16 protein-coding genes and 1 tRNA gene are annotated in these 18444 nt (G+C 64.5%); 5 read left to right on the top strand and 12 right to left on the bottom strand.

Features of this window, described 5'->3' with window-relative positions:
- Positions 1-265: 265 nt before the first annotated feature.
- The 4 genes from ABDW57_RS19240 (at position 266) to ABDW57_RS19225 (ending at position 3672) form a co-directional block, all read left to right on the top strand.
- The gene (locus ABDW57_RS19240) at positions 266-1075 is read left to right on the top strand and encodes a polysaccharide deacetylase family protein (protein WP_343731786.1); all 810 of its coding nucleotides are present in this window, start codon (positions 266-268) and stop codon (positions 1073-1075) included.
- Complete coding sequence (locus tag ABDW57_RS19235; RefSeq protein ID WP_343731785.1) at positions 1062-2090, top strand: LacI family DNA-binding transcriptional regulator; 1029 nt, start codon at positions 1062-1064, stop codon at positions 2088-2090. The genes ABDW57_RS19240 and ABDW57_RS19235 overlap by 14 nt, the downstream gene beginning before the upstream one ends.
- 208 nt (positions 2091-2298) lie before the next feature.
- On the top strand, positions 2299-2808 hold the full coding sequence (locus ABDW57_RS19230; protein WP_343731784.1) for a YgjV family protein: 510 nt from the start codon (positions 2299-2301) through the stop codon (positions 2806-2808).
- A 351-nt stretch (positions 2809-3159) separates the two neighbouring features.
- Positions 3160-3672 carry a PEP-CTERM sorting domain-containing protein gene (locus tag ABDW57_RS19225; RefSeq protein WP_343731783.1) on the top strand — a complete coding sequence of 171 codons (513 nt, stop codon included), beginning with the start codon at positions 3160-3162 and terminating at the stop codon, positions 3670-3672.
- Positions 3673-3721: 49 nt separating this feature from the next.
- Here ABDW57_RS19225 and ABDW57_RS19220 read toward each other — a convergent pair whose 3' ends face one another.
- The 8 genes from ABDW57_RS19220 to ABDW57_RS19185 all read right to left on the bottom strand — a co-directional run bounded on the left by ABDW57_RS19220 (position 3722) and on the right by ABDW57_RS19185 (position 10562).
- Positions 3722-4129, bottom strand: coding sequence for a VOC family protein (locus ABDW57_RS19220; RefSeq protein WP_343731782.1), 408 nt, complete (start codon positions 4127-4129; stop codon positions 3722-3724).
- 22 nt (positions 4130-4151) lie between these two features.
- Positions 4152-4604 (bottom strand): helix-turn-helix transcriptional regulator, encoded by a 453-nt coding sequence (locus tag ABDW57_RS19215; protein ID WP_343731781.1) that lies wholly within the window; start codon positions 4602-4604, stop codon positions 4152-4154.
- Positions 4605-4667: 63 nt separating this feature from the next.
- Positions 4668-5495 (bottom strand): type 1 glutamine amidotransferase domain-containing protein, encoded by an 828-nt coding sequence (locus ABDW57_RS19210; protein WP_343731780.1) that lies wholly within the window; start codon positions 5493-5495, stop codon positions 4668-4670.
- A gap of 102 nt (positions 5496-5597) precedes the next feature.
- A complete protein-coding gene (locus tag ABDW57_RS19205; RefSeq protein ID WP_343731779.1) occupies positions 5598-6542 on the bottom strand; it encodes an SRPBCC family protein in 945 nt (314 codons plus the stop codon).
- A complete protein-coding gene (locus tag ABDW57_RS19200; RefSeq protein ID WP_343731778.1) occupies positions 6535-6891 on the bottom strand; it encodes a metalloregulator ArsR/SmtB family transcription factor in 357 nt (118 codons plus the stop codon). The genes ABDW57_RS19205 and ABDW57_RS19200 overlap by 8 nt, the downstream gene beginning before the upstream one ends.
- Before the next feature lie 74 nt (positions 6892-6965).
- On the bottom strand, positions 6966-8507 hold the full coding sequence (locus tag ABDW57_RS19195) for a methyl-accepting chemotaxis protein (protein WP_343731777.1): 1542 nt from the start codon (positions 8505-8507) through the stop codon (positions 6966-6968).
- 143 nt (positions 8508-8650) lie between these two features.
- Positions 8651-10330, bottom strand: coding sequence for a hypothetical protein (locus tag ABDW57_RS19190; protein WP_343731776.1), 1680 nt, complete (start codon positions 10328-10330; stop codon positions 8651-8653).
- 156 nt (positions 10331-10486) lie between these two features.
- Positions 10487-10562 (bottom strand) — tRNA-Phe (locus tag ABDW57_RS19185).
- A gap of 123 nt (positions 10563-10685) precedes the next feature.
- Between ABDW57_RS19185 and ABDW57_RS19180 the strand changes: the two genes are divergently transcribed.
- Positions 10686-12086 (top strand): M20/M25/M40 family metallo-hydrolase, encoded by a 1401-nt coding sequence (locus tag ABDW57_RS19180; RefSeq protein ID WP_343731775.1) that lies wholly within the window; start codon positions 10686-10688, stop codon positions 12084-12086.
- Positions 12087-12180: 94 nt separating this feature from the next.
- On the opposite strand, the gene ABDW57_RS19175 is transcribed toward ABDW57_RS19180, so the two are convergent.
- The 4 genes from ABDW57_RS19175 to ABDW57_RS19160 form a co-directional block, all read right to left on the bottom strand.
- Entirely contained in the window at positions 12181-13473 is a 1293-nt protein-coding gene (locus ABDW57_RS19175) for an alpha-amylase family glycosyl hydrolase (protein WP_343731774.1), read from the bottom strand.
- 8 nt (positions 13474-13481) lie between these two features.
- Positions 13482-15833 carry a S9 family peptidase gene (locus ABDW57_RS19170; RefSeq protein WP_343731773.1) on the bottom strand — a complete coding sequence of 784 codons (2352 nt, stop codon included), beginning with the start codon at positions 15831-15833 and terminating at the stop codon, positions 13482-13484.
- Between the two features lie 71 nt (positions 15834-15904).
- Complete coding sequence (locus tag ABDW57_RS19165; protein WP_343731772.1) at positions 15905-17302, bottom strand: MFS transporter; 1398 nt, start codon at positions 17300-17302, stop codon at positions 15905-15907.
- A complete protein-coding gene (locus ABDW57_RS19160; RefSeq protein WP_343731771.1) occupies positions 17299-18405 on the bottom strand; it encodes a helix-turn-helix domain-containing protein in 1107 nt (368 codons plus the stop codon). Before ABDW57_RS19160 ends, ABDW57_RS19165 begins: the two co-directional genes overlap by 4 nt.
- Between the last annotated feature and the right edge of the window lie 39 nt (positions 18406-18444).

The following is an 18444-nucleotide window of genomic DNA, read 5'->3' as shown; positions in this document are numbered from 1 at the left end:
GGATAATGCATGTTATCTCCTGGTTTTTATAAACAACTGCGCCTGCGGGACTGCCTGGCCTTTGCTTGGAAAGCTTTCCAATCCTGTGGCGAATATAGCATTCCTCAAAAATCAAAGTCAATTCGCAACGCAGCAGTCAGGGCGTAAACTGGCCCCGGCGGCGCCAAAGTGAGGCTAATTGGCAACGTTTCCAACCGGGCCGGCCGGTTGACAGCCCGGCCCGCGGCTGCCATCATCTGGTAACGTTTCCATAATGGACTCCCGCATGAGCTACCGCACCTGCTTGACCCTGGCAGCGTTGCTGCTGGCGCCAGCCATGGCCGCCGCTGCCGATCCCGCCTTCCAGTGGCCGCACGGCGCCCGCGCGGCTGTCAGCCTGGCTTACGACGACGCGCTCGATTCGCAGCTGGACGTGGCCATTCCCGCGCTCGACAAGTACGGCCTCAAGGGCAGCTTCTACCTGCAGCTGTCCAACCCGGCGGTCGAGCGGCGCCTGGCCGACTGGCGCCGCGCGGCGGCGGCCGGGCACGAGCTGGGCAACCACAGCCTGTTCCACCAGTGTGCGCGCAGCGCCCCCGGCCACGACTGGGTGTTGCCGCAGCGCGACCTCGACACCACCAGCGCGGCCCAGATGCAGGACCAGGTCCGGCTCGGCAACACCATGCTGTACGCCATCGACGGCCGCCGCGAGCGCACCTACACCGTGCCCTGCGGCGACCAGCTGGCGGCCGGCGCCAATTACCTGCCGGGCCTGCGCGCGGCCTTTGTCGCCATCAAGGTCAGCGGCGCGGCGCTGACGCCGGCGATGGCCGCGCTCGACCCGTACGCGGTGGGGGTGGCGGCGCCGGAAGGGTGGAGCGGGGCGCAGCTGATTGCCGTGGTCGAGCAGGCGGCGCGGCAGGGCACCATGGTCAACTTCACCTTCCACGGCGTCGGCGGCGACTACCTCAGCACCAGCGCCGAGGCGCATGAGGAACTGCTGCGCTATCTGGCGGCGCACCGTCAGTTATACTGGACCGACACTTTCCTCAACATCATGACTTACGTGAAAAAGCACAACAGTGGCGACCATTAAAGACGTGGCCCGGCTGGCGGGCGTGGGACTGGGCACGGCATCGCGCGTGGTCAGCGGCAAGGGCTCGGTGTCGCCGGCTACGCTGGCCAAGGTGCGCGCCGCCATCGACGAACTGGGCTTCCGCCCATCGCATGCGGCGCGCACCCTGTTGTCCGGCAACAGCAAGATGATCGGCGTCTACATCCCGGTGCTGAGCGGCACCTTCTACACGCCGATCCTGCAAATCATCGACACCGAACTGCGCGCGGCCGGCCTGCACATGGTGGTGGCCTTTGGCGCCGGCCTGGGCGGCGCGCGCCAGCAAGCCATCGAGGGCATGGCTTTCCTGGTCGAGCGCGGCTGCGACGGCCTGATCCTGATGACCAATGTACTGCAGGAAGCAGACCTCAGCGCGCTGGGGCCGCGGCCCAAGCCGGTGGTGGTGCTCAACCACCATTTCGACAGCATTGCCGACCAATGCTTCACGGTTGATCACACGCTGGGCGGCAGGCTCGCCGCCCGCACCCTGCTGGACCACGGCCACCGCGAGATCGCCCTGGTGTCCGGACCGGCCAGCCTGCCCGACAACGTGGTGCGGGTGAGCGCCTTCCAGCGCGAGCTGGCGACGGCCGGCATCGATACCGGCCAGCTGTGGATGGTGGAAAAAGACTTCTCGCCGGCCGGCGGCTGGTCGGCGGCCAGGGAGCTGGTGGAATCGGGCCGGCGCTGCAGCGCCATGTTCTGCGCCAACGATGAAATGGCGGCCGGCGCGCTGTCCTATTTCCAGGAAGCCGGCATCCGCGTGCCGCATGAAATCTCGGTGATCGGCTACGACGACACCCCCAGCGCCGAATTTTCCGCCCCGCGCCTGACCACCGTGCACATGCCGTGGCGCGAGATGACGCAAAACGGCGTCAGCGACCTGCTCAACCGCTGCTACGGCCTGCAGCGTCCGGTCACCCGCGACTACCCGGTCAGCATCACCCTGCGCGCCTCGCTGGCACGCGCGGAGCAGGGGCAGGCGGCCGCGCCTTAGCTGGCTGCGGCGCGGCGGCCAGACCGGGCGCGAATTCAGTGCTGGGCAGTGGAGGCTTTCAGCGCGCCGCCGACCGCTTCCGCCCGTCCACCCGGGCACCGGGCCAGCAGTTTTCCGTCACCGGGGCGCGCTCGATCAGCCGCACGCCGGCGGCGCTGAACCGCCGGAAGCGGAGAGCAAGGCGTCGCGATCGCGTATCATGCCGGCCATGATGATCGATTGGTTTTCGCCGGCGCAGTGCGTCGGCTACGTGGCGTTCGCGCTGGGTGTCGGCTCCTTCCTGCAAACGGACGACCGGCGTTTCAAACTGTTCATGGCCGGTGAGTGCTTCAGCTACATCGTCCACTTTGCCCTGCTGGGCAACCCGACCGCAGTGGCCAGTTCCAGCATGTCATTGCTGCGTTCGCTGCTGGCGCTGCGCACCCGTTCGCGCTGGGTGGCGGCCGCGGTGGTGGCCGCCAATCTCGCACTCGGCCTGGCGCTGGCCAGACAGCCGAGCGACTGGCTGCCGCTGGCCGCTTCCTGCCTCGGCACGCTGGCGCTGTTCCTGCTGCAAGGCATCCCGATGCGGCTGGTGATGCTGTGCGGCACCGGCCTGTGGATCGCCAATAACCTCATCGCCGGCTCCATCGGCGGCACCGCGCTGGAAGTGGTGGTGGCCTGCGTCAACGTGATAACGATTGCACGCCTGGCGGCCCGTCCAGCCGCCCCAGCTTAGTGTGGCTTTTCGCCTACAAGCGCCGCCCGCTCGCGCCGGCGAAATGGCTTCTCGGGAAAGGGGGAGCCGTTTTCTTGGCACCGGTTTTTGCCTGCGCGCCTGCGCGCTGAGAGGTGGGAGGTAAGCGTTTTATTTCCGTTAAATAACTCATGTTGTGCTCATACAAAGCTCCTATCGGAGTGACAATGCCCAATATAAAAATGAAATGTATTTTTTGTATCTGGAAACTATTGTTGGTGCTAGCATGAATCTACTGAGCGACGTAATTGCCAGTACACGCACACATAAACGGGGGTAATAAAAATGAAAGCGTTCGCACGAAAAACTGTTAAGGCAGCCGTTCTGGGCACCATGATGTTGGCGGCTTCCGCATTTGCCGCGCCAGGTGGCGGTGGTGGCGGCGGTGGTCCAGCTGATCCACCAGCTTGCAGCATTCTCAACGACCTGCTGAACGTGCCGGTATTGAGCTGCTCGGGACTGACCGGCGGCAACTTTGTCAAGGAATCCCCCGACACGAATGCCGCTGCCATGCTGGCGATGATCGGTCTGGTGTCGAACGGCCAGGCCACGGCCGTTGCCACGGTAACCGACGTCACCAAGCTGGTGTTCGACATGCCGCTGTACGGTGTCAGCTGGATCGGCCTGCACATTGGCGGCGGCTCCGACGGCAATGTGAAGCAGAGCACGGCGTTCTACCAGATCGATGCGGGCACGCAGGGCGTGACCACCATTGAAACCCGCTTCACCTCGCTGTCCAACGGCGGCCTGTACTTCACCAGCCCGGTACCGGAACCTGCCACCTACGGCATGCTGCTGACTGGCGTCGGCCTGCTTGGCCTGGCGCTGCGCCGCCGCGTCTCCTGACCCGCCCCGCGCGCAACCCGCACCCCGCCGCGCGCGGGGTGTTTGCTTTTTAGCCCTGACGCTGCAGCATCTTCCAGCCATTGCCGGATGGATCGCGGAAGCCGGCATCCACCGTGCCATAGCGTTCCACCGGTGCCTGCGTGAATTCGACGCCGTGCTGGCTCAGGCGCTCGTAGGCCGCGCGGCAGTTGTCGACATGCAGCACCAGCGGCGGCATGGCGCCCTTGGCCACCAGTTCGTTCAGGGCCTGCGCGGTGGCGGCGTCGTGCATCGGCGGGCCGGGACGGAACAGGCCCAGCTGGAACGCGGGCTGACCGGCCGCCTGCACCGTCAGCCAGCGGTAATCGCCGTTGCGCACATCGGTGTGCACCACGAAGCCCAGCTTGTCGACATAAAACGCCAGCGCCTCGTCCTGATCGCGCACGTACACACCGGCCATATTCACAGTTTGACTCATATCACCTCCTTGGATTCGGGACCTACAGTTTGCCCGCCGCCTGCCGGCGCCGCTTCTCCAAAACTGCGATCTTGAGGTCGGGACGTTGCGCATGGCGCGCCACGCACTCCGGCATCTGCGCGCCGGCGGGCGGTTGCGCGCGCGCGTGCAGGCGCAGCTCGCCGGGACTGGCGCCGGTGATATCGCGAAAAATACGGCCAAAAGTGCCCAGGCTGGTCCAGCCGGTCTGCAGCGCGATCTCGGTCACCGGCAGATCGGTCTCGCGCAGCAGCGCGGCGGCGCGCTCGATGCGGCGCGTCAGCAGGTAGCGGTGCGGCGGCAAGCCGAACGCCTGCTTGAATTCGCGCGCAAAGTAGGCCGGCGACACCGCGCTCACCGCGGCCAGCCGCGCGACCGGCCATTCCTCGTGGGGGGCGCCATCCATCTTGTCTTTGGCGCGCAGCAGGCGGCGCAGCAGCAGGGGGCTCTGGGGCATAATGGTCCGCAAAAAAAAACGCCAACCGGCGTCGGTTGGCGCTATGGTGACACCGATCCGCGGTCAACGCATTTTTTTTAGCATGGCCAGCGCCACGGCTTTGCCCGATTGTGGATTCTGGCCCGAGATCAGCTCGCGGTCTTCCACCACGTTCTCGCTCCATGGCCTGGCGGCGACAAACTGCGCGCCGGCAGCGCTCAGGCCATCCTGCGGAAACAGCTTCATCTGGCCGCCATTGAGGAAGCCCTTGGCCTGTTCTTCCTCTTCATTGGTGAACGCGGTCATCTTGTAGCCCTGGTATATCCATTGCGCCGCCGGCGGGCGCTGGCCGGCTTCCAGCTTGCCGACGTAGCCGCGCGCATCGGGCAGCGTGGACAGCAGGGCGATGGTGCCGTGGCAGGTCAGGCCGGTGACCTTACCCGCCTGATGGAAGCTGGCCAGCAGCTCGCCCAGGCTCTGATCCTTGAGCAGATCCTGCATCGGGATATGGCCGCCCGGCACGAACACGGCGTCAAACTTGTCGTAGCCGGCCTGCTTCACCTGCGCCAGGCTGATGGCCGGCGATGCGCCCTGGGCGGTCAGCTTGAGCGTGGCCAGCAGCGCCTTGCTTGCGCGGCGCGCCTGCTCATTGCCGCCCCAGAAATTCACATCATCCGATTTCTGGTCGGCGCTTGGCGCCGTGCCGCTTGGTGTCGCAAACACCACCGTGTGGCCGGCGGCGATGAAGGTCTGGACCGGCTCCATCAGCTCGTTGATGAAGAAACCGGTCTGCATCACCTTGCCGTCCTTTAGGTCCAGCTTATCCTGGTCCGACAACACCACCAGCACGGTGCCGGCGTGGGCGAATTGGGCGGCGGCGGCCAGCAGGCCGGCCATCAGGGTCTTTTTCATTTACAGCTCCTCAAGTGAAGGCGGGCGGCGCCCACCGATGCAGACAGCGTATTGCCTGCACCAGTGGCTGTAAATGTGCTGGAAATTACTTCACTTGTTACATCAGGTAAGTGCTGCTTCCAGCTTGTCGAAGGAACCGCTCCAGCCCTGCGTCATGCTGGCGCGCGCGTCGAGGAAGATGGCGCGTTCCTCCGCCGTGGCCGGACCGTGGACTGCCGAACTCAGCGTCACGCGCGTGCGCCGCGGCCCTTCCACGCTGAATGCCACCGTGGTGCGCCAGCTTTCCGGCCACACCGGCGCCAGCGGATGACGGCTGATGTTCTCGTGTTCGTCACAGAACTGCTGGATGAACACCAGCCGGTCCGGATGACGCACTTCCTCGTACTGCGAGCGGCCGTACAAGGTGACGCCATTGCCGCTCATGCAGTAAAACGCCGCGCCGCCGCTGCGGATATCGGCGCGCAGCAGGCGCATCTCCATGCCGCTTGGCGGCAGCCAGCGCGCCAGATGTTCGGGCTGGGTCCACATCGCAAACACTTGCGCGCGCGGCGCCTCGAAACTGCGGTTGATGACGAAGGTGTCCTGATCGGCGCAGCGCTTGCCCAGGTATTCGGCCAGCCGGTCCCAGGTCGAATCGCCGCCGGCCTGCTTGATGAAGTGGCGCGTTTGCGCGGCCGCTTCGGCGCTGGCCAGCGCCATGCGCATATCCATCTGCGTCTTGCCGCCGACTTCCTCAAACGTCACCGTCACCCGGAACAGCGGCGCCTGTTCGTCATTGGCGCCGTGGTCGTAGACCAGTTTGCGCAGCGGCTCCACCTCGTGGTACAGCGTCTTGTTGGGGTAGTCGGTACCGTCCGGGCCGTGCATGGTGTAGTGCCAGATGCCGCCCACGCGCAAATCCTTGCTGTGGGTGGTCAGGGTAAAGCCGCGCGGTCCCCACCACAGGGCGACCTGGGCCGGATCGGTCCAGGCGTCCCACACGGCTTGCACGGGCGCGTCGTAAGTGCGGATGATGCGGATTTCATTAGGGGCGTTGAACTCAGACACTTTCATCTCCTTCAGGTGGTTGTTTGGCGGTGACGGTTTTCAGATAGGCATCAAGACGGTCGAAACTTTCCTCCCAGAACACGCGGTACTGCTCCATCCAGTTGGCCGCGTCCTTGAGGCCGTCGCCGTTGAGCTTGCACGAGCGCCACTGGGCGTTGCGGGTCTTGGTGATCAGCCCGGCCTTTTCCAGCACCTGCAAATGCTTGGTCACGGCGGGCAGACTCATCGCGCCGAGGAAAGGCTGGGCCAGATCGGAAACATTGGCTTCCCCATTCGACAGGCGCGCCAGCATGGCGCGGCGGGTGGGGTCGGCAAGGGCGGAAAACGTCCGGCTGAGCTGGTCCTGCATCACATTTCACCAATCGATTAATTAACCTATTGGTTTAATATAGTTGGAAACCTGGCCCGGGTCAAGCCATTGCGTTAGCGCCCGAGCTTGAACTGGGCGACCACCTGCGCCAGTTTTTCCGCCTGCTCCTGCAGCGACTCGGAGGCCGCCGCCGCTTCTTCCACCAGGGCGGCGTTTTGCTGCGTGACCTGATCCATCTGCGAGATGGCGCGGTGGACCTGATCGATACCAGCCGTCTGCTGCTGGCTGGCGACGCCCTGGATGGCTTGCACCACCTCCCTGCTGGTCGCGCCGGCCTGATCCACCAGCCGGTCGCCGGCCTTGATCTGTTCCACGGAATTACCGATCAAGGTCTTGATTTCCCTGGCGGCCGTGGCGCTGCGCTGGGCCAGATTGCGCACCTCGGACGCCACCACGGCAAAGCCGCGCCCCTGTTCGCCGGCGCGCGCAGCCTCCACGGCGGCGTTCAGCGCGAGAATATTGGTCTGGAAGGCGATGCCGTCGATCACCCCAATGATGTCTGCGATCTGGTGGGCCGAGGCGTTGATCGCCCCCATGGTGTCCACCACCTGCGCCACCGCCAAGCCGCCCTGGCGTGCCGTCTCCGAGGCGGCCAGCGCGAGCTGGCTGGCCTGCTGCGCATGGTTGGCGTTGTGCTTGACGGTGGAAGCCAGCTGCTCCATCGAGGACGCGGTTTCCTCCAGCGCGCTGGCCTGCTCTTCGGTGCGTCCGGACAGATCGGCATTCCCGCAAGCGATCTGCTGGGCGGCAGCGGCAATGGTCTGTGTGCCGGCCCGGATCTCGGTCACGGCGTGGGCCAGGTCCTTGCACATGTTGCGCACGGCGGCCAGCATGCTGTCCTCATCCTGCGGCCGGGTTTGCACCGGCACCGTCAGATCGCGCGCGGCAATGCTTTTCATGATGTCGGCGGCGTACGCTGGCTCGCCGCCCAGTTCCTTCAGCAAGCCGCGGATGATGACGATGCTGGCGGCCACGGCCAGCAGCACGGCCGCCACCGTGATGATCAGCGTCAGGGTGCTGCCGGCGCCCGCGCGCGCTATCGAATTCCGGCCTATGCTGTTCATCAACTCCTCCTGGAAGTAGACCATCTTTTCCAGCGCGGCGAAATACGCATCCTGCTTCGGTATGCCCTCGCTGAACAGCAGGTCGACCGCCTGACTGTGCAGGTCGGCTTCGATGAGTTGCACTATCCGGTGGCGCACCTCGGCGTTGGCGGTGCGGGCCGCCATCATCTGCTGAAAGATGTCCCTGGCCTGGGCGGTGTTGATCATTTTGTCGAGCCTGCCGAATCGTTCCGTGGCGCTCGTGACTGCCGTGTCGATCCGGTCGAGGAAGATCTTCCGCTCTGCCGCCGTGCGGGCCAGCATGGCGTTGCGCAGATTGCGAGCGGTGGCGTTCACATCGTTCTTGATCTGCAGCGCCAACGCCGCCTTGACGTGGCGATCGTTGACGATCTCTTCGGTCATTCTGGCGCCCTCGGCCAGGCGCATGACGCTCAGCGTGCCCACCGCAACCAGCAACAGTACCACCAGGCCAAAACCGAGCGCCAGGCGCATGCCTATGCTGGCTTGCGCCAGCCATGATATTTTCTTCATTCCCTGAATTCCTGTGGCGATGCGGCCACGGCGGACCGGCATGCAATGTCTTTATTTGGAATCCAAGAATACGATGCGCGCGTCCCGCCCTACAGTAGTTCAATCCCGAAGAATGTGTAGTCATTTCCTGAAAAAACGGCCGTTCAGTAGCTCAGCGTGAACAGCGATACCGCCTGGCGCGGCAATTGCAGCGTGAGGGTGGCCTGGCCGCCGGGCGTCTGCAGGGTGCGGGTGGCGCCCAGCTGGGCCAGCTCGCTGGCCTGCTGCAGCTGCCCCACCTGCGCGGCAGTCGGGCTGGCCGGCGAGCCCATGCGCAGCCACGCGCTGTAGGAATTGCTGTGCTCCTGATCGATGCGGAAGTGGCGCAGCTGCACCTGTTGGGCGGGGATGCCGGCAAGCTTCAGCTGCACCGGCGCGCCGGCGTCGATGATGTCGTCGTCGTGGTAATTCCACACCATGACGGCGATGCTGTGGCCGTCCCGCGTGGCCAGCGCATTGATGTCGGTGCGCGCGCCGCGCACGCCCTCGGCCATGATGCGGACGGCGTCATAGGCCTGATCGCCGCCCACGGCCACGCGCTGGCCGCCCATCATGCCGAACATGCGGAACACGTTCAGCACCGGTTTGTTGACGCCGTTGGTGGCCAGGTCGCGGAAGCCGGCGTACCAGGGCTGGTCTTCAAATTCGAACGACCAGTTCACCGCGCCGATCAGGTTGACGCCGCGCCGGGCGGCCAGGTCAAACTCGCGCGCGATCGAGGCGGCCGTGTAGCTGGCGTAGAGCGTGCCATTGCGGTAGGCGTTTTCCGGGTTGGTCTGCATGCCGCAGGCGGCGCAGCCTTCCGGATCGGATTCGCCGATGATCACCGGGATGCCCTTCAGTTCCGGGTATTTCTGCACCAGCGCGTAGCCATCGTCGAGGCGCTGGAAGTGGGTGCCCATGCCCATCCGCACCACGCCGTTGACGACCGTGGGCGCGCCCTTGGCGTGGAAGGCCACGAAGTCCAGCGGCGAGCCGGTCTTGCCGGTGGCGAAATTTTTGCCATGCAGTGCGTGTTGCAGGAAATCGTCCATGAAACGGCCGGCGCCGGCCGTGTGCGGGCCGCCCATGCGCGCCGTTGGCAGCGCCCGCTTGACGGCATCGGCCGCGTAGTCGTACATCTTGAAGTATTCCAGTTTGGTATCGGGCGCGATCAGGTACAGGCCGTCCGGCTCGTTCCACACTTCCCAGTACCAGCTTTCCACCTCCTCGCGGCCGTAGCGCTCCACGCTGTGCCGCACCCACTGGTAGATCAGTTCGGCCCATTTGTCGTAATCGTTGGGCGGCGTGGCCCAGCCCGTCATGATGTCCTTGTAGGGCGTGCCCGGTTGCCAGTGGTGCTGGTAAGGCTCGGGGCGCTGCGACAGCGCTTTCGGCATGAAGCCGATCTGGGCCAGCGGCTTCATCTTGCGCTGCACGTAGGTGTCGAAGATCTGGTCGATGATGGTCCAGTTGTAGACCGGCTTGCCGTCCTGGTCCTCGCTGTACATGCCGGTGGAGCCCCATTTGAGGGCGTAGCTGCCGTCGCCGGAGGTCATCAGGTTGTGCGCGCGCACATACACCGGCACCGGGCTCAGTGCCGCGATGTCGCTCAGCAGCTTCTTGCCGTTGGGCGCCGTGGTGTAATTTGGTTCGTCATAGCCGAACCAGGCCCAGATCGGCGTCATTGGCCCCTGCACCTGATTGGCATCGATGGTCAGCTTGACGGTGGCGGGGGCGGGCGGGGCGGCCAGGCACAGCTGGGCGCCGGCCGTCAGGCACAGCGAGGTAAGCAGTCTCTTCATTTTATATTGTCGTCGGATGGGAAGTGGCCATTGCGACAATAGGCCGATACCGGATGGCGGTCTAATGAAATTTCGGGCGGGCGACATGCTGAATCGGATATCACCTGGCGCAGAAACAAAAACGCCGATCACGGGGATCGGCGTTTTATTGAATCTTGGTGGCCCGGGGCGGAATCGAACCACCGACACAAGGATTTTCAATCCTCTGCTCTACCAACTGAGCTACCAGGCCAAGGGCACGCATTATAGCGACCAGTCCGGCAGTTTGGCAAGCATCTGAATCCACTTTGTTGACAGCCCTATGGTCGGGGTATAAATTTGGCCGTTTAGGCAATCTCATCGGGATGGGGCGAATATGAAGAAGGCAGCTTGGTTGGCAGCAGGGTTGACATTGGCCGGCGCGGCCCACGGTGCGGCGCTGACGCCCGTGCAAAAGCAGATGCGCGCGATTTACCAGGAACTGGTGGAAACCAACACCACCAACTCGGTCGGTTCGTGCACGCTGGCCGCCGAAAGGATGGCCAAGCGCCTCAAAGCCGGTGGCTTCAAAGATAGCGAGATCCAGCTGGTGATCCCGCCCGGCGGCCCGAAAAAGGGCAATCTGGTGGCGCGCCTGAAGGGCGACGGCAGCAAGAAGCCGCTGCTCCTGCTGGCCCACATCGACGTGGTGGAAGCCAACCGCGAGGACTGGGAGCGCGATCCCTTCAAGCTGGTCGAGGAAAACGGCATGTTTTACGCGCGTGGCGCGTCGGACGACAAGGCCATGGCCGCCTCCTTCGTCAACAACATGATCGTTTACAAAAAAGACAAGCTGCCGCTCAAGCGCGACATCATCATGGCGCTGACCTGCGACGAGGAACTGGTGCCCTCCAAATTCGACGGCGCAGAATACCTGGTCAACCACCACCGCGCGCTGATCGACGCCGAGATCGCGCTCAACGAAGGCGGCGGCGGCCTGCTGGACAAGGATGGCAAGCCGGTGCGCCACGGCATCCAGGCCGGCGAGAAAATCTACCAGAGCTTCCAGCTGGAAGTGACCAATCCGGGCGGCCACAGCTCGGCGCCGTTCAAGGACAACGCCATCTACCATCTGGCCGATGGCCTGTCGCGCCTCGGCCAGTTCTCCTTCCCGTTCAAGCTGTCGCCGGTGACGCGGGCGTTTTACGAGCGCATGTCCAACATCGAAAAAGGCCAGGTGGCGGCGGACATGAAAGCCATCCTGCAAGACCCGCCAGACCAGGCTGCGCTGGACCGCCTGTACGCCGTCAGCCCGTCGCACAACTCCACCGTGCGCACTACCTGCGTGGCCACCAAGGTCGATGCCGGCCATGCCGACAACGCCTTGCCGCAACGCGCGCGCGCCATCGTCAACTGCCGCATCCTGCCGGGCGAAGCGATCGCGGAAGTGCAGGCCACGCTGCAGCGGGTGGTGGCGGACGACAAGATCAAGATCACCCGCGTGGGCGAAGGCGTGGACGGCCCGATGCCGCCCATGACGGCCACCCTGATGCAAGCAGTGGAAGAGATCAGCAACGACATGTGGCCGGGCGTGCCGGTGATTCCGACCATGTCCACTGGCGGCACCGACGGCCGCTTCCTGAACAACGCCGGCATCTGGACCTATGGCGTCAGCGGCATGTTCCACGGCCCGGAAGGCAGCGGCGCGCACGGACTGAATGAACATATCCGCGTGAAATCGCTGTACGAAGGCCAGGAGTACCTGTACCGCCTCGGCAAACGCCTGGCCACCGAATAAAACTCCGGGGTCAGGTCCGTCATTTCTACACGAGCCCTGCCGTAGCGCCGCTACGGCAGGGCTCGTGTAGAAATGACGGACCTGACCCCGGAGTTTATTCCGGCACCACGATGCGCCAGCGCCACGGCTTGAGGTAAGCCTGGCCTTCGTCGCCGGCCAGCTTGTACTTCTGCAGCTGGCCGGTGGTGTTGACGATCACGCGCACATTGTTGGCGCCTTGCTGGCGCTTGAAGGCAAACAGCTGTTCATTGCCGACATCCAGCAACTGCACCGGCGCGCCGGAGGCGCCATTCCACAAGGCCGGGTTCTGCTTTTTCAGCGCGTTCAGGCCGGCGAAGAACAATTCCAGATCGATGTTGTTCCATGCGATCGGGTCTTTTTCAAAGAACGCCAGCTTCTTGTCCAGCTTTGCTTCCTGGCCGTTGTACACCAGCGGAATGCCGGGCAGGGTGTAGCTCAGCACCGCCATCGCGCCCCACGCCGGGCCATACAGGTCCTTGTCCGCGCCTTCCCACGAATTGATATCGTGATTGCTGGTGAACTGCAGACGATAGGCGTCGCGCGGATAGGTTTTCGCCGGCCCGCTGATATACGCGCGCAGCTCGGCGGCGCCAGCCTGGCCCTTGCCGATCTTCTTCATGATGCCGTTCAGCGACCAGTCGTAGCTGGCGTTGAAGGCCTTGTCGTGCAGCGCCACGTCATCGCCTTCGGCCAGCATGAACACCGGCTTGATCTTGTCCAGCTGCGCGCGCGCCTGGTTCCAGAATTCGACCGGCACGAAGCCCGCCGCATCGGCGCGGAAGCCGTCCACGCCGACATCCTTGACCCAGAACGCCATCGCCGCAATCATCGCCGGCCACAGTTCCTTGTTGCCGTAATCGAGGCCGATCACATCGGCCCATTCCTCGGTCTCGCCGGCGGCGTTTTTAAAGCTGACCGCGGCGATTTCACCTTTGTCGTTCTTCTTGTACCACTCCGGATGCTGGGCGGCCCACGGGTGGTCCCAGGCCGTGTGGTTGCCGACCCAGTCCAGGATCACGTGCATGCCCAGCGCGTGCGCCTGCTTCACCAGCTTGCGCACATCGTCGATGCTGCCGAATTCCGAATTGACGGCCGTGTAATCCTGCACCGCGTAATAGCTGCCCAGGGCGCCCTTGCGGTTCTTCTGGCCGATCGGGTGGATCGGCATCAGCCAGATGATGTCCACGCCCAGCTGCCTGAGGCGCGGCAGGTCGGCGGTGAACGCGCTCAGTGTGCCGTCCTTGCTGTACTGGCGCAGATTGACTTCATACACGTTCGAGCTGCGCGACCACGCCGGATGTTTCGGCTCGGCGTGGGCGGCGGTGAACAACGTCGCCAGGATCAGCGAGGCGGCAAGCTTTTTCATGGTGCTCCTTATTTCAGGGTGCGTTCAAACAGCTGGTAGATGCGGCGGTATTCGTCGTACCACGCTTCCGGATGCACGAAGCCGTGGCGCTCCAGCGGATACGATGCCAGTTCCCAGTTATCCTTTTTCAGTTCGATGAAGCGCTGGGCCATGCGCACGGAATCCTGATAGAACACGTTATCGTCGATCATGCCGTGGGCGATCAGCAGGTGGCCTTGCAGCTTGTCCGCATATTCTATCGGCGACGACACCTTGTATGCCTGCGGGTCCAGTTCAGGCGTGTTCAGGATGTTGGCGGTGTACTCGTGGTTGTAGGTGGTCCAGTCGGTGACCGGGCGCAGGGCGGCTCCGGCCTTGAACTGTTCCGGTGCGCGCAGCAGCGCCATGAAGGTCATGAAGCCGCCGTAGCTGCCGCCGTAGATGCCGACGTTTTTGGCGTCGCCCTGCTGGTTGGACACCATCCAGTTCAGGCCATCGAGGTAGTCTTCCAGCTCCGGGTGGCCCATCTGGCGATAAATGGCGGTGCGCCAGTTGCGGCCATAGCCCAGCGAAGCGCGGTAGTCCATGTCCAGCACGATGTAACCCTGCTGCACCAGCAGGTTGTGGAACATCTGTTCGCGGAAGTAGACCGGATAGCGCCTGGTCACGTTCTGCAGATAGCCGGCGCCGTGCACGAACATCACCACCGGATATTTTTTGCCGGCTTCCAGCGTGGCCGGGCGATACAGCTTGGCCCATACCGGATCGGCGCCGTGGGTCGATGGCACGGCTACGATTTCAGGCTGTACCCACTCGCGCGCCTTGAATTCGGCAGTGCGGGTGTCGGTCAGCTGGGTGACGGCGCCGCCGCTGCTGCTGACGGTGCCGATCTGGGTCGGCATGTAAGCGGTGGAGTAGCGCACCAGCAGCTTGCGGCCGTCCGGCGACAACGTGAAGCTTTCAACGCCGCCCAGCGAGGTCAGTTCCTTCAGTGTGCCGTCCTTGGTGCTGGTGGAGCAGACTTCATACGTGCCAGGCAGCTTGGGGTTGCACATGAACCAGGCGGTCTGGCCGTCGCTCGACCAGGTGACGTTGGACTCTTCCCATTTGCCCGAGGTGAGGGCGCGCGTCTTGCCGTCGGCCGCTTGCAGGTACAGGTGCGAGTAGCCGCTTTCCTCCGACTCGTACCACAGCGTGCTGTTGTCCGGCTGCCAGCCAAAGTCGTTGCCGCGGTTGTTGACCCAGGCGGCGTCGCTCAGGCGGTGCAGCGGTTTCAGTTTGCCGGCGGCCAGGTCGACGCCGGCGATCCAGCGGTCCTTGTTGTCGATGGCTTGCGCCATCACCGCCACGCGCGCACCGTTGGCGCTCCAGCGGATCGATTCTTCACGGCTTTCGAAACGCAGGCCGCGATTGCCTTTCAGCGGATCGAGCTTTTGCGCGGCGCGCATCTCGGCCAGCGGATCGACCTTGATGCCCGGCAGATCGTCGAAAGACAGTTCGGTCACTTTGCGGGTCGCCACTTCCACCAGTTTCAGTTGATGCTGCAGCGGGCCGGCTTCGCTCACGCGCTTGCGCTCATCGTCGGTTTCCTCGTAACCGGATTCGGTGACGTAGCGCGGCATCTTGCCGACGCGGCGCTTGTCGCCATCCTTGGCGGCGGTGACCACCAGCAGATAGCGGCCATCCGGCGACAACGAACTGGTTTCGATGCTGACCTTCTCGCCCAGGTAAACCGGCAGCGGCGCGCGGGTGGCGTCGGCGGCGCGGTCGGCGTTGCGCTGATCGCGCGTTTCATCCTTCTCTTGCCTGAGGCGCGCCAGCGTGGACATCAGGCGCAGCTGCATGTCGCGGCGGAAGTCGGCGTCCGGCGTGGCATCGGGATCTTTGGCCGTGCGCAGCAGGACCACTGGCGAAACCAGGCGCTCGCTGCGGCTCCAGCTGAACCAGTCGCTGCCCACGCGGAACTGCACGTGGTTGCCGTCGGCGGCGTATTGCGGATCGGCGGCGGCCGTGGTGCCGCGCACGATCTGCGTCAGCGCGCCGGTTTTCAGGTCGCGCTCAAACAGATCGCCATTGCGCAGCAAGACTGTGCGCGTGCGTTCGCGGTTGTAGATCACCTGTTCGCTGTCCAGATTGGCCAGCTGTTTTTCTTCAACCAGTTTCACGGTCGTGCCGTTCACCTGATACGTATCGCGGACGGCGGAGCCGCTGCGTTTTTGCTTGAAGTAGATCTGGCGGCTGTCCCAGCCCCACCACGCCGATTCGACGGGATTGCCGATCCAGTCGGGATTGGCCATGGCCTGGTCAAGAGTGATGGGAGTAGGCGCCGCTTGGACGCCGGCCGCGATGGCAGCCGCTAGGAGAGGCAGTACAAAACGCATCGGTAGTTTCGCTTGTAGGTTGGTAATCGGGCGCGCCGGATCGCGGCGCGTCCCAGATTCTAGCCCAACCCTTAGCTGCGGGCCATCTTGTCGGTTTGGCCATGGCCGGCATCGGGGCCGCCGCGACGTGGCGCCAGCCGCAAGGCCCACAGCAGGATGGCGCCCGCCGCGATGTACAGCACGATCAGCGCGGCCAGCATGCCGGCGCTGCCGCCCCAGTGCAGCATCTGCTCACTGAACGTGGGGCCGACCGCCCCGCCTACCAGCCCAAGGCTGGCCACCAGCGCGATGCCGGCAGCGACGCGGCGTCGGTCCAGCATGCTGGTGAGGATGGCGATCAGCAGCGGCGCGCCGGCCGCCACCCCCAGCGTGGCCAGCGCCAGTCCGGCCAGCGACCATGCCAGGCCGTTGTCGGCGGCGATGGCCAGCCCCAGGCCGCCGGCCGCCAGCACCATGCAGGCGATGAAGTGGCCGCGCCGTTCGCGCCGGCGGTCGGAGTCGTAGCCGATCAACACCATGCCCACCGCGCCCACCAGATTCGGCAGGGCGGTCAGCAGACCCAATTCGGTTTGATTGCCGGCGCCCCAGCGCTGCATCAGTGCCGGCGACCAGAACACCAGCGCGTAGCTGGCGCCGATCAGCAGCAGATTGGACAAGGCCAGCAGGCTGATAGACGGCTCGCGCAGCAGCGACCAGATGGTGGCCAGCGCCGGCGTTTCGTCCTGCGTTTCATCGGCGTCGTGTGCGGCCGGGCCGTGCAGCGCGGTCTCGTCGCGTTCCAGATCCTGCTCCACCATCTGCTGTTCAAAGGAAGACAACCAGCGCGCATCATCCGGTTTGTCGTCGAGGTAAAGCCAGGCGATCACGCCCAGCAGCACGGCCGGCAAGCCTTGCGTGACCAGCATCCACTGCCAGCCATCGAGCATGCCGTAGTCGCGCAAATGCCGGAGTGTGTAGGCGCACAGCGGCCCTGCCGCCACCCCGGCCAGCAGCGTGGCGGAAGCAAAGATGGCAAACACGCGCGCGCGCCGCGCGGCTGGATACCAATAGGTCAGGTAGAGAATCACGCCGGGGAAGAAGCCCGCTTCCAGCACGCCAAGCAGGAAGCGCAGCACGTAGAACTCCACCGGTTCGCGCACCAGCGCGCCGGCGGCGGCAATCGCGCCCCAGCACAACATCAGGCGCAGCAGCGTCTTGCGCGCGCCGATCTTCTCCAGCAGCAGATTGGCCGGCAGCGCGCACAGGCAGTAGCCGACAAAGAAGGCGGCCGCGCCGAAGGCATATACCTGTTCGCTGAAATCGAGGCTGGCGCCCATCTGCAGCTTGGCGTAGCCGACGTTCACGCGGTCCAGATAAGCCACCACATAACACAGCATCAACAGCGGCAGCAGCCGCCAGCTGATTTTGCGGTAAATGGCGTCCATGCCGGCGGCGCCACGTAGATGCAGTATCCTGGCGCCGTGGTTCATGATGCGAGTGCCCTTTGCGCTTTTTGTTCCACCTTCCAGTGCGGCCGGCGCGCGCGCAAGGTGAAGCGCTCGCGGTAGACGCTGGGGTTCATGCCGGTGGCTTGCTGGAACAGGCGGCGGAAAGAGCCTGCGTCCGCGTAACCGCAAGCGGCGGCGATCGTATGGAAGTTATGCAGCGAGACTTCCATCATGACTTTGGCGCGTTCGACACGCAGCTTGTGCAGATACTCCAGCGGCGTCATGCCGACCGCCTGGCGGAAGTGGCGCAGCAAGGTGCGCTCGCTGGTGGCGGCAGCTTCGGCCAGCGCCTGCAGGTTGTAGGGCTGTTCAAGATTCGCCTGCAGCCATTGGGTGGCGCGGTAGACCGGGCTGTCGGCGGTGGGCGTGAGCCATTCGCCGCTCAGTTCAGAGGTGATGCGCTGGCGGCGCTGCTGGTACTGCAGCACCTGCTGGCACGCTGCCATCAGGTCGGGGTCGAGCAGGCGGCCCAGCAGGGTGGCGATGAATTCCGTTTGCAGCGCCGGCGCCACGCAGGTGTACAGGCGCTCGTGGAACGACATCGGCTGATCGGTGGAGAAGTCGCCTTCCGGGTAGTTTTGCAGCATCCACGATTGATAGGCCCACGGCGGTGCGCACTGCACGCCGTTCAGCAAACCCAGTCGCGCCGGGAACACCATGCCGGTATAGCAGGCCGCAATCAGGCCGCCGTGCAGCGCGTGATCGTGCAGCACGGCCAGCACGTCGGGATGGCGCTCCGCGATCTCGCCCATGTGTGGCGCGTTGCGCGCGGCCAGGCCGGGTATCACGATCAGCGTGCGTTCGGGCGGCAGTGCCTGTGCCGGCAGCCGCTGATGCAGCGCCATGGCGCTGGCACTGAGCGGGGCTTCCACCCCGGGCGGCGTCAGGATGCGCCAGCTGAGCGGCGGCGTGCGCTGGGGTTTGCGCAATTGCAGTATGCCGGCCGCAGTGTTCAGCACATCGACAGCGGCAAAAAGATTACCCGGCATGGCTTCCGGTAGCCATAGCAGTTGCACGTCCAGCGGTGCAAGGTCGGTGGCGGGATTGGTCTGCATATTGGCGATATTAGCTGCACGATATGGCATGTGCAAGCTTTAGAATCGTGCGGCTGAATTCAAAACAAC

Origin of the sequence: Duganella sp., assembly GCF_039595735.1 — a bacterium.
Lineage (GTDB): Bacteria > Pseudomonadota > Gammaproteobacteria > Burkholderiales > Burkholderiaceae_D > Rugamonas.
The sequence above is the reverse complement of the archived record's forward strand: the minus strand, read 5'-3'. Positions and strand labels throughout refer to the sequence as shown.

Coding starts and splice junctions, on each gene's coding strand:
- ABDW57_RS19215 (WP_343731781.1), bottom strand. CDS start 4,604: ATGCCCCAGAGCCCCCTGCTGCTGCGCCGCCTGCTGCGCGCCAAAGAC.
- ABDW57_RS19220 (WP_343731782.1), bottom strand. CDS start 4,129: ATGAGTCAAACTGTGAATATGGCCGGTGTGTACGTGCGCGATCAGGAC.
- ABDW57_RS19240 (WP_343731786.1), top strand. CDS start 266: ATGAGCTACCGCACCTGCTTGACCCTGGCAGCGTTGCTGCTGGCGCCA.
- ABDW57_RS19175 (WP_343731774.1), bottom strand. CDS start 13,473: ATGAAAAAGCTTGCCGCCTCGCTGATCCTGGCGACGTTGTTCACCGCC.
- ABDW57_RS19165 (WP_343731772.1), bottom strand. CDS start 17,302: ATGAACCACGGCGCCAGGATACTGCATCTACGTGGCGCCGCCGGCATG.
- ABDW57_RS19225 (WP_343731783.1), top strand. CDS start 3,160: ATGATGTTGGCGGCTTCCGCATTTGCCGCGCCAGGTGGCGGTGGTGGC.
- ABDW57_RS19170 (WP_343731773.1), bottom strand. CDS start 15,833: ATGCGTTTTGTACTGCCTCTCCTAGCGGCTGCCATCGCGGCCGGCGTC.
- ABDW57_RS19160 (WP_343731771.1), bottom strand. CDS start 18,405: ATGCCATATCGTGCAGCTAATATCGCCAATATGCAGACCAATCCCGCC.
- ABDW57_RS19200 (WP_343731778.1), bottom strand. CDS start 6,891: ATGCAGGACCAGCTCAGCCGGACGTTTTCCGCCCTTGCCGACCCCACC.
- ABDW57_RS19210 (WP_343731780.1), bottom strand. CDS start 5,495: ATGAAAAAGACCCTGATGGCCGGCCTGCTGGCCGCCGCCGCCCAATTC.
- ABDW57_RS19190 (WP_343731776.1), bottom strand. CDS start 10,330: ATGAAGAGACTGCTTACCTCGCTGTGCCTGACGGCCGGCGCCCAGCTG.
- ABDW57_RS19230 (WP_343731784.1), top strand. CDS start 2,299: ATGATGATCGATTGGTTTTCGCCGGCGCAGTGCGTCGGCTACGTGGCG.
- ABDW57_RS19195 (WP_343731777.1), bottom strand. CDS start 8,507: ATGAAGAAAATATCATGGCTGGCGCAAGCCAGCATAGGCATGCGCCTG.
- ABDW57_RS19180 (WP_343731775.1), top strand. CDS start 10,686: ATGAAGAAGGCAGCTTGGTTGGCAGCAGGGTTGACATTGGCCGGCGCG.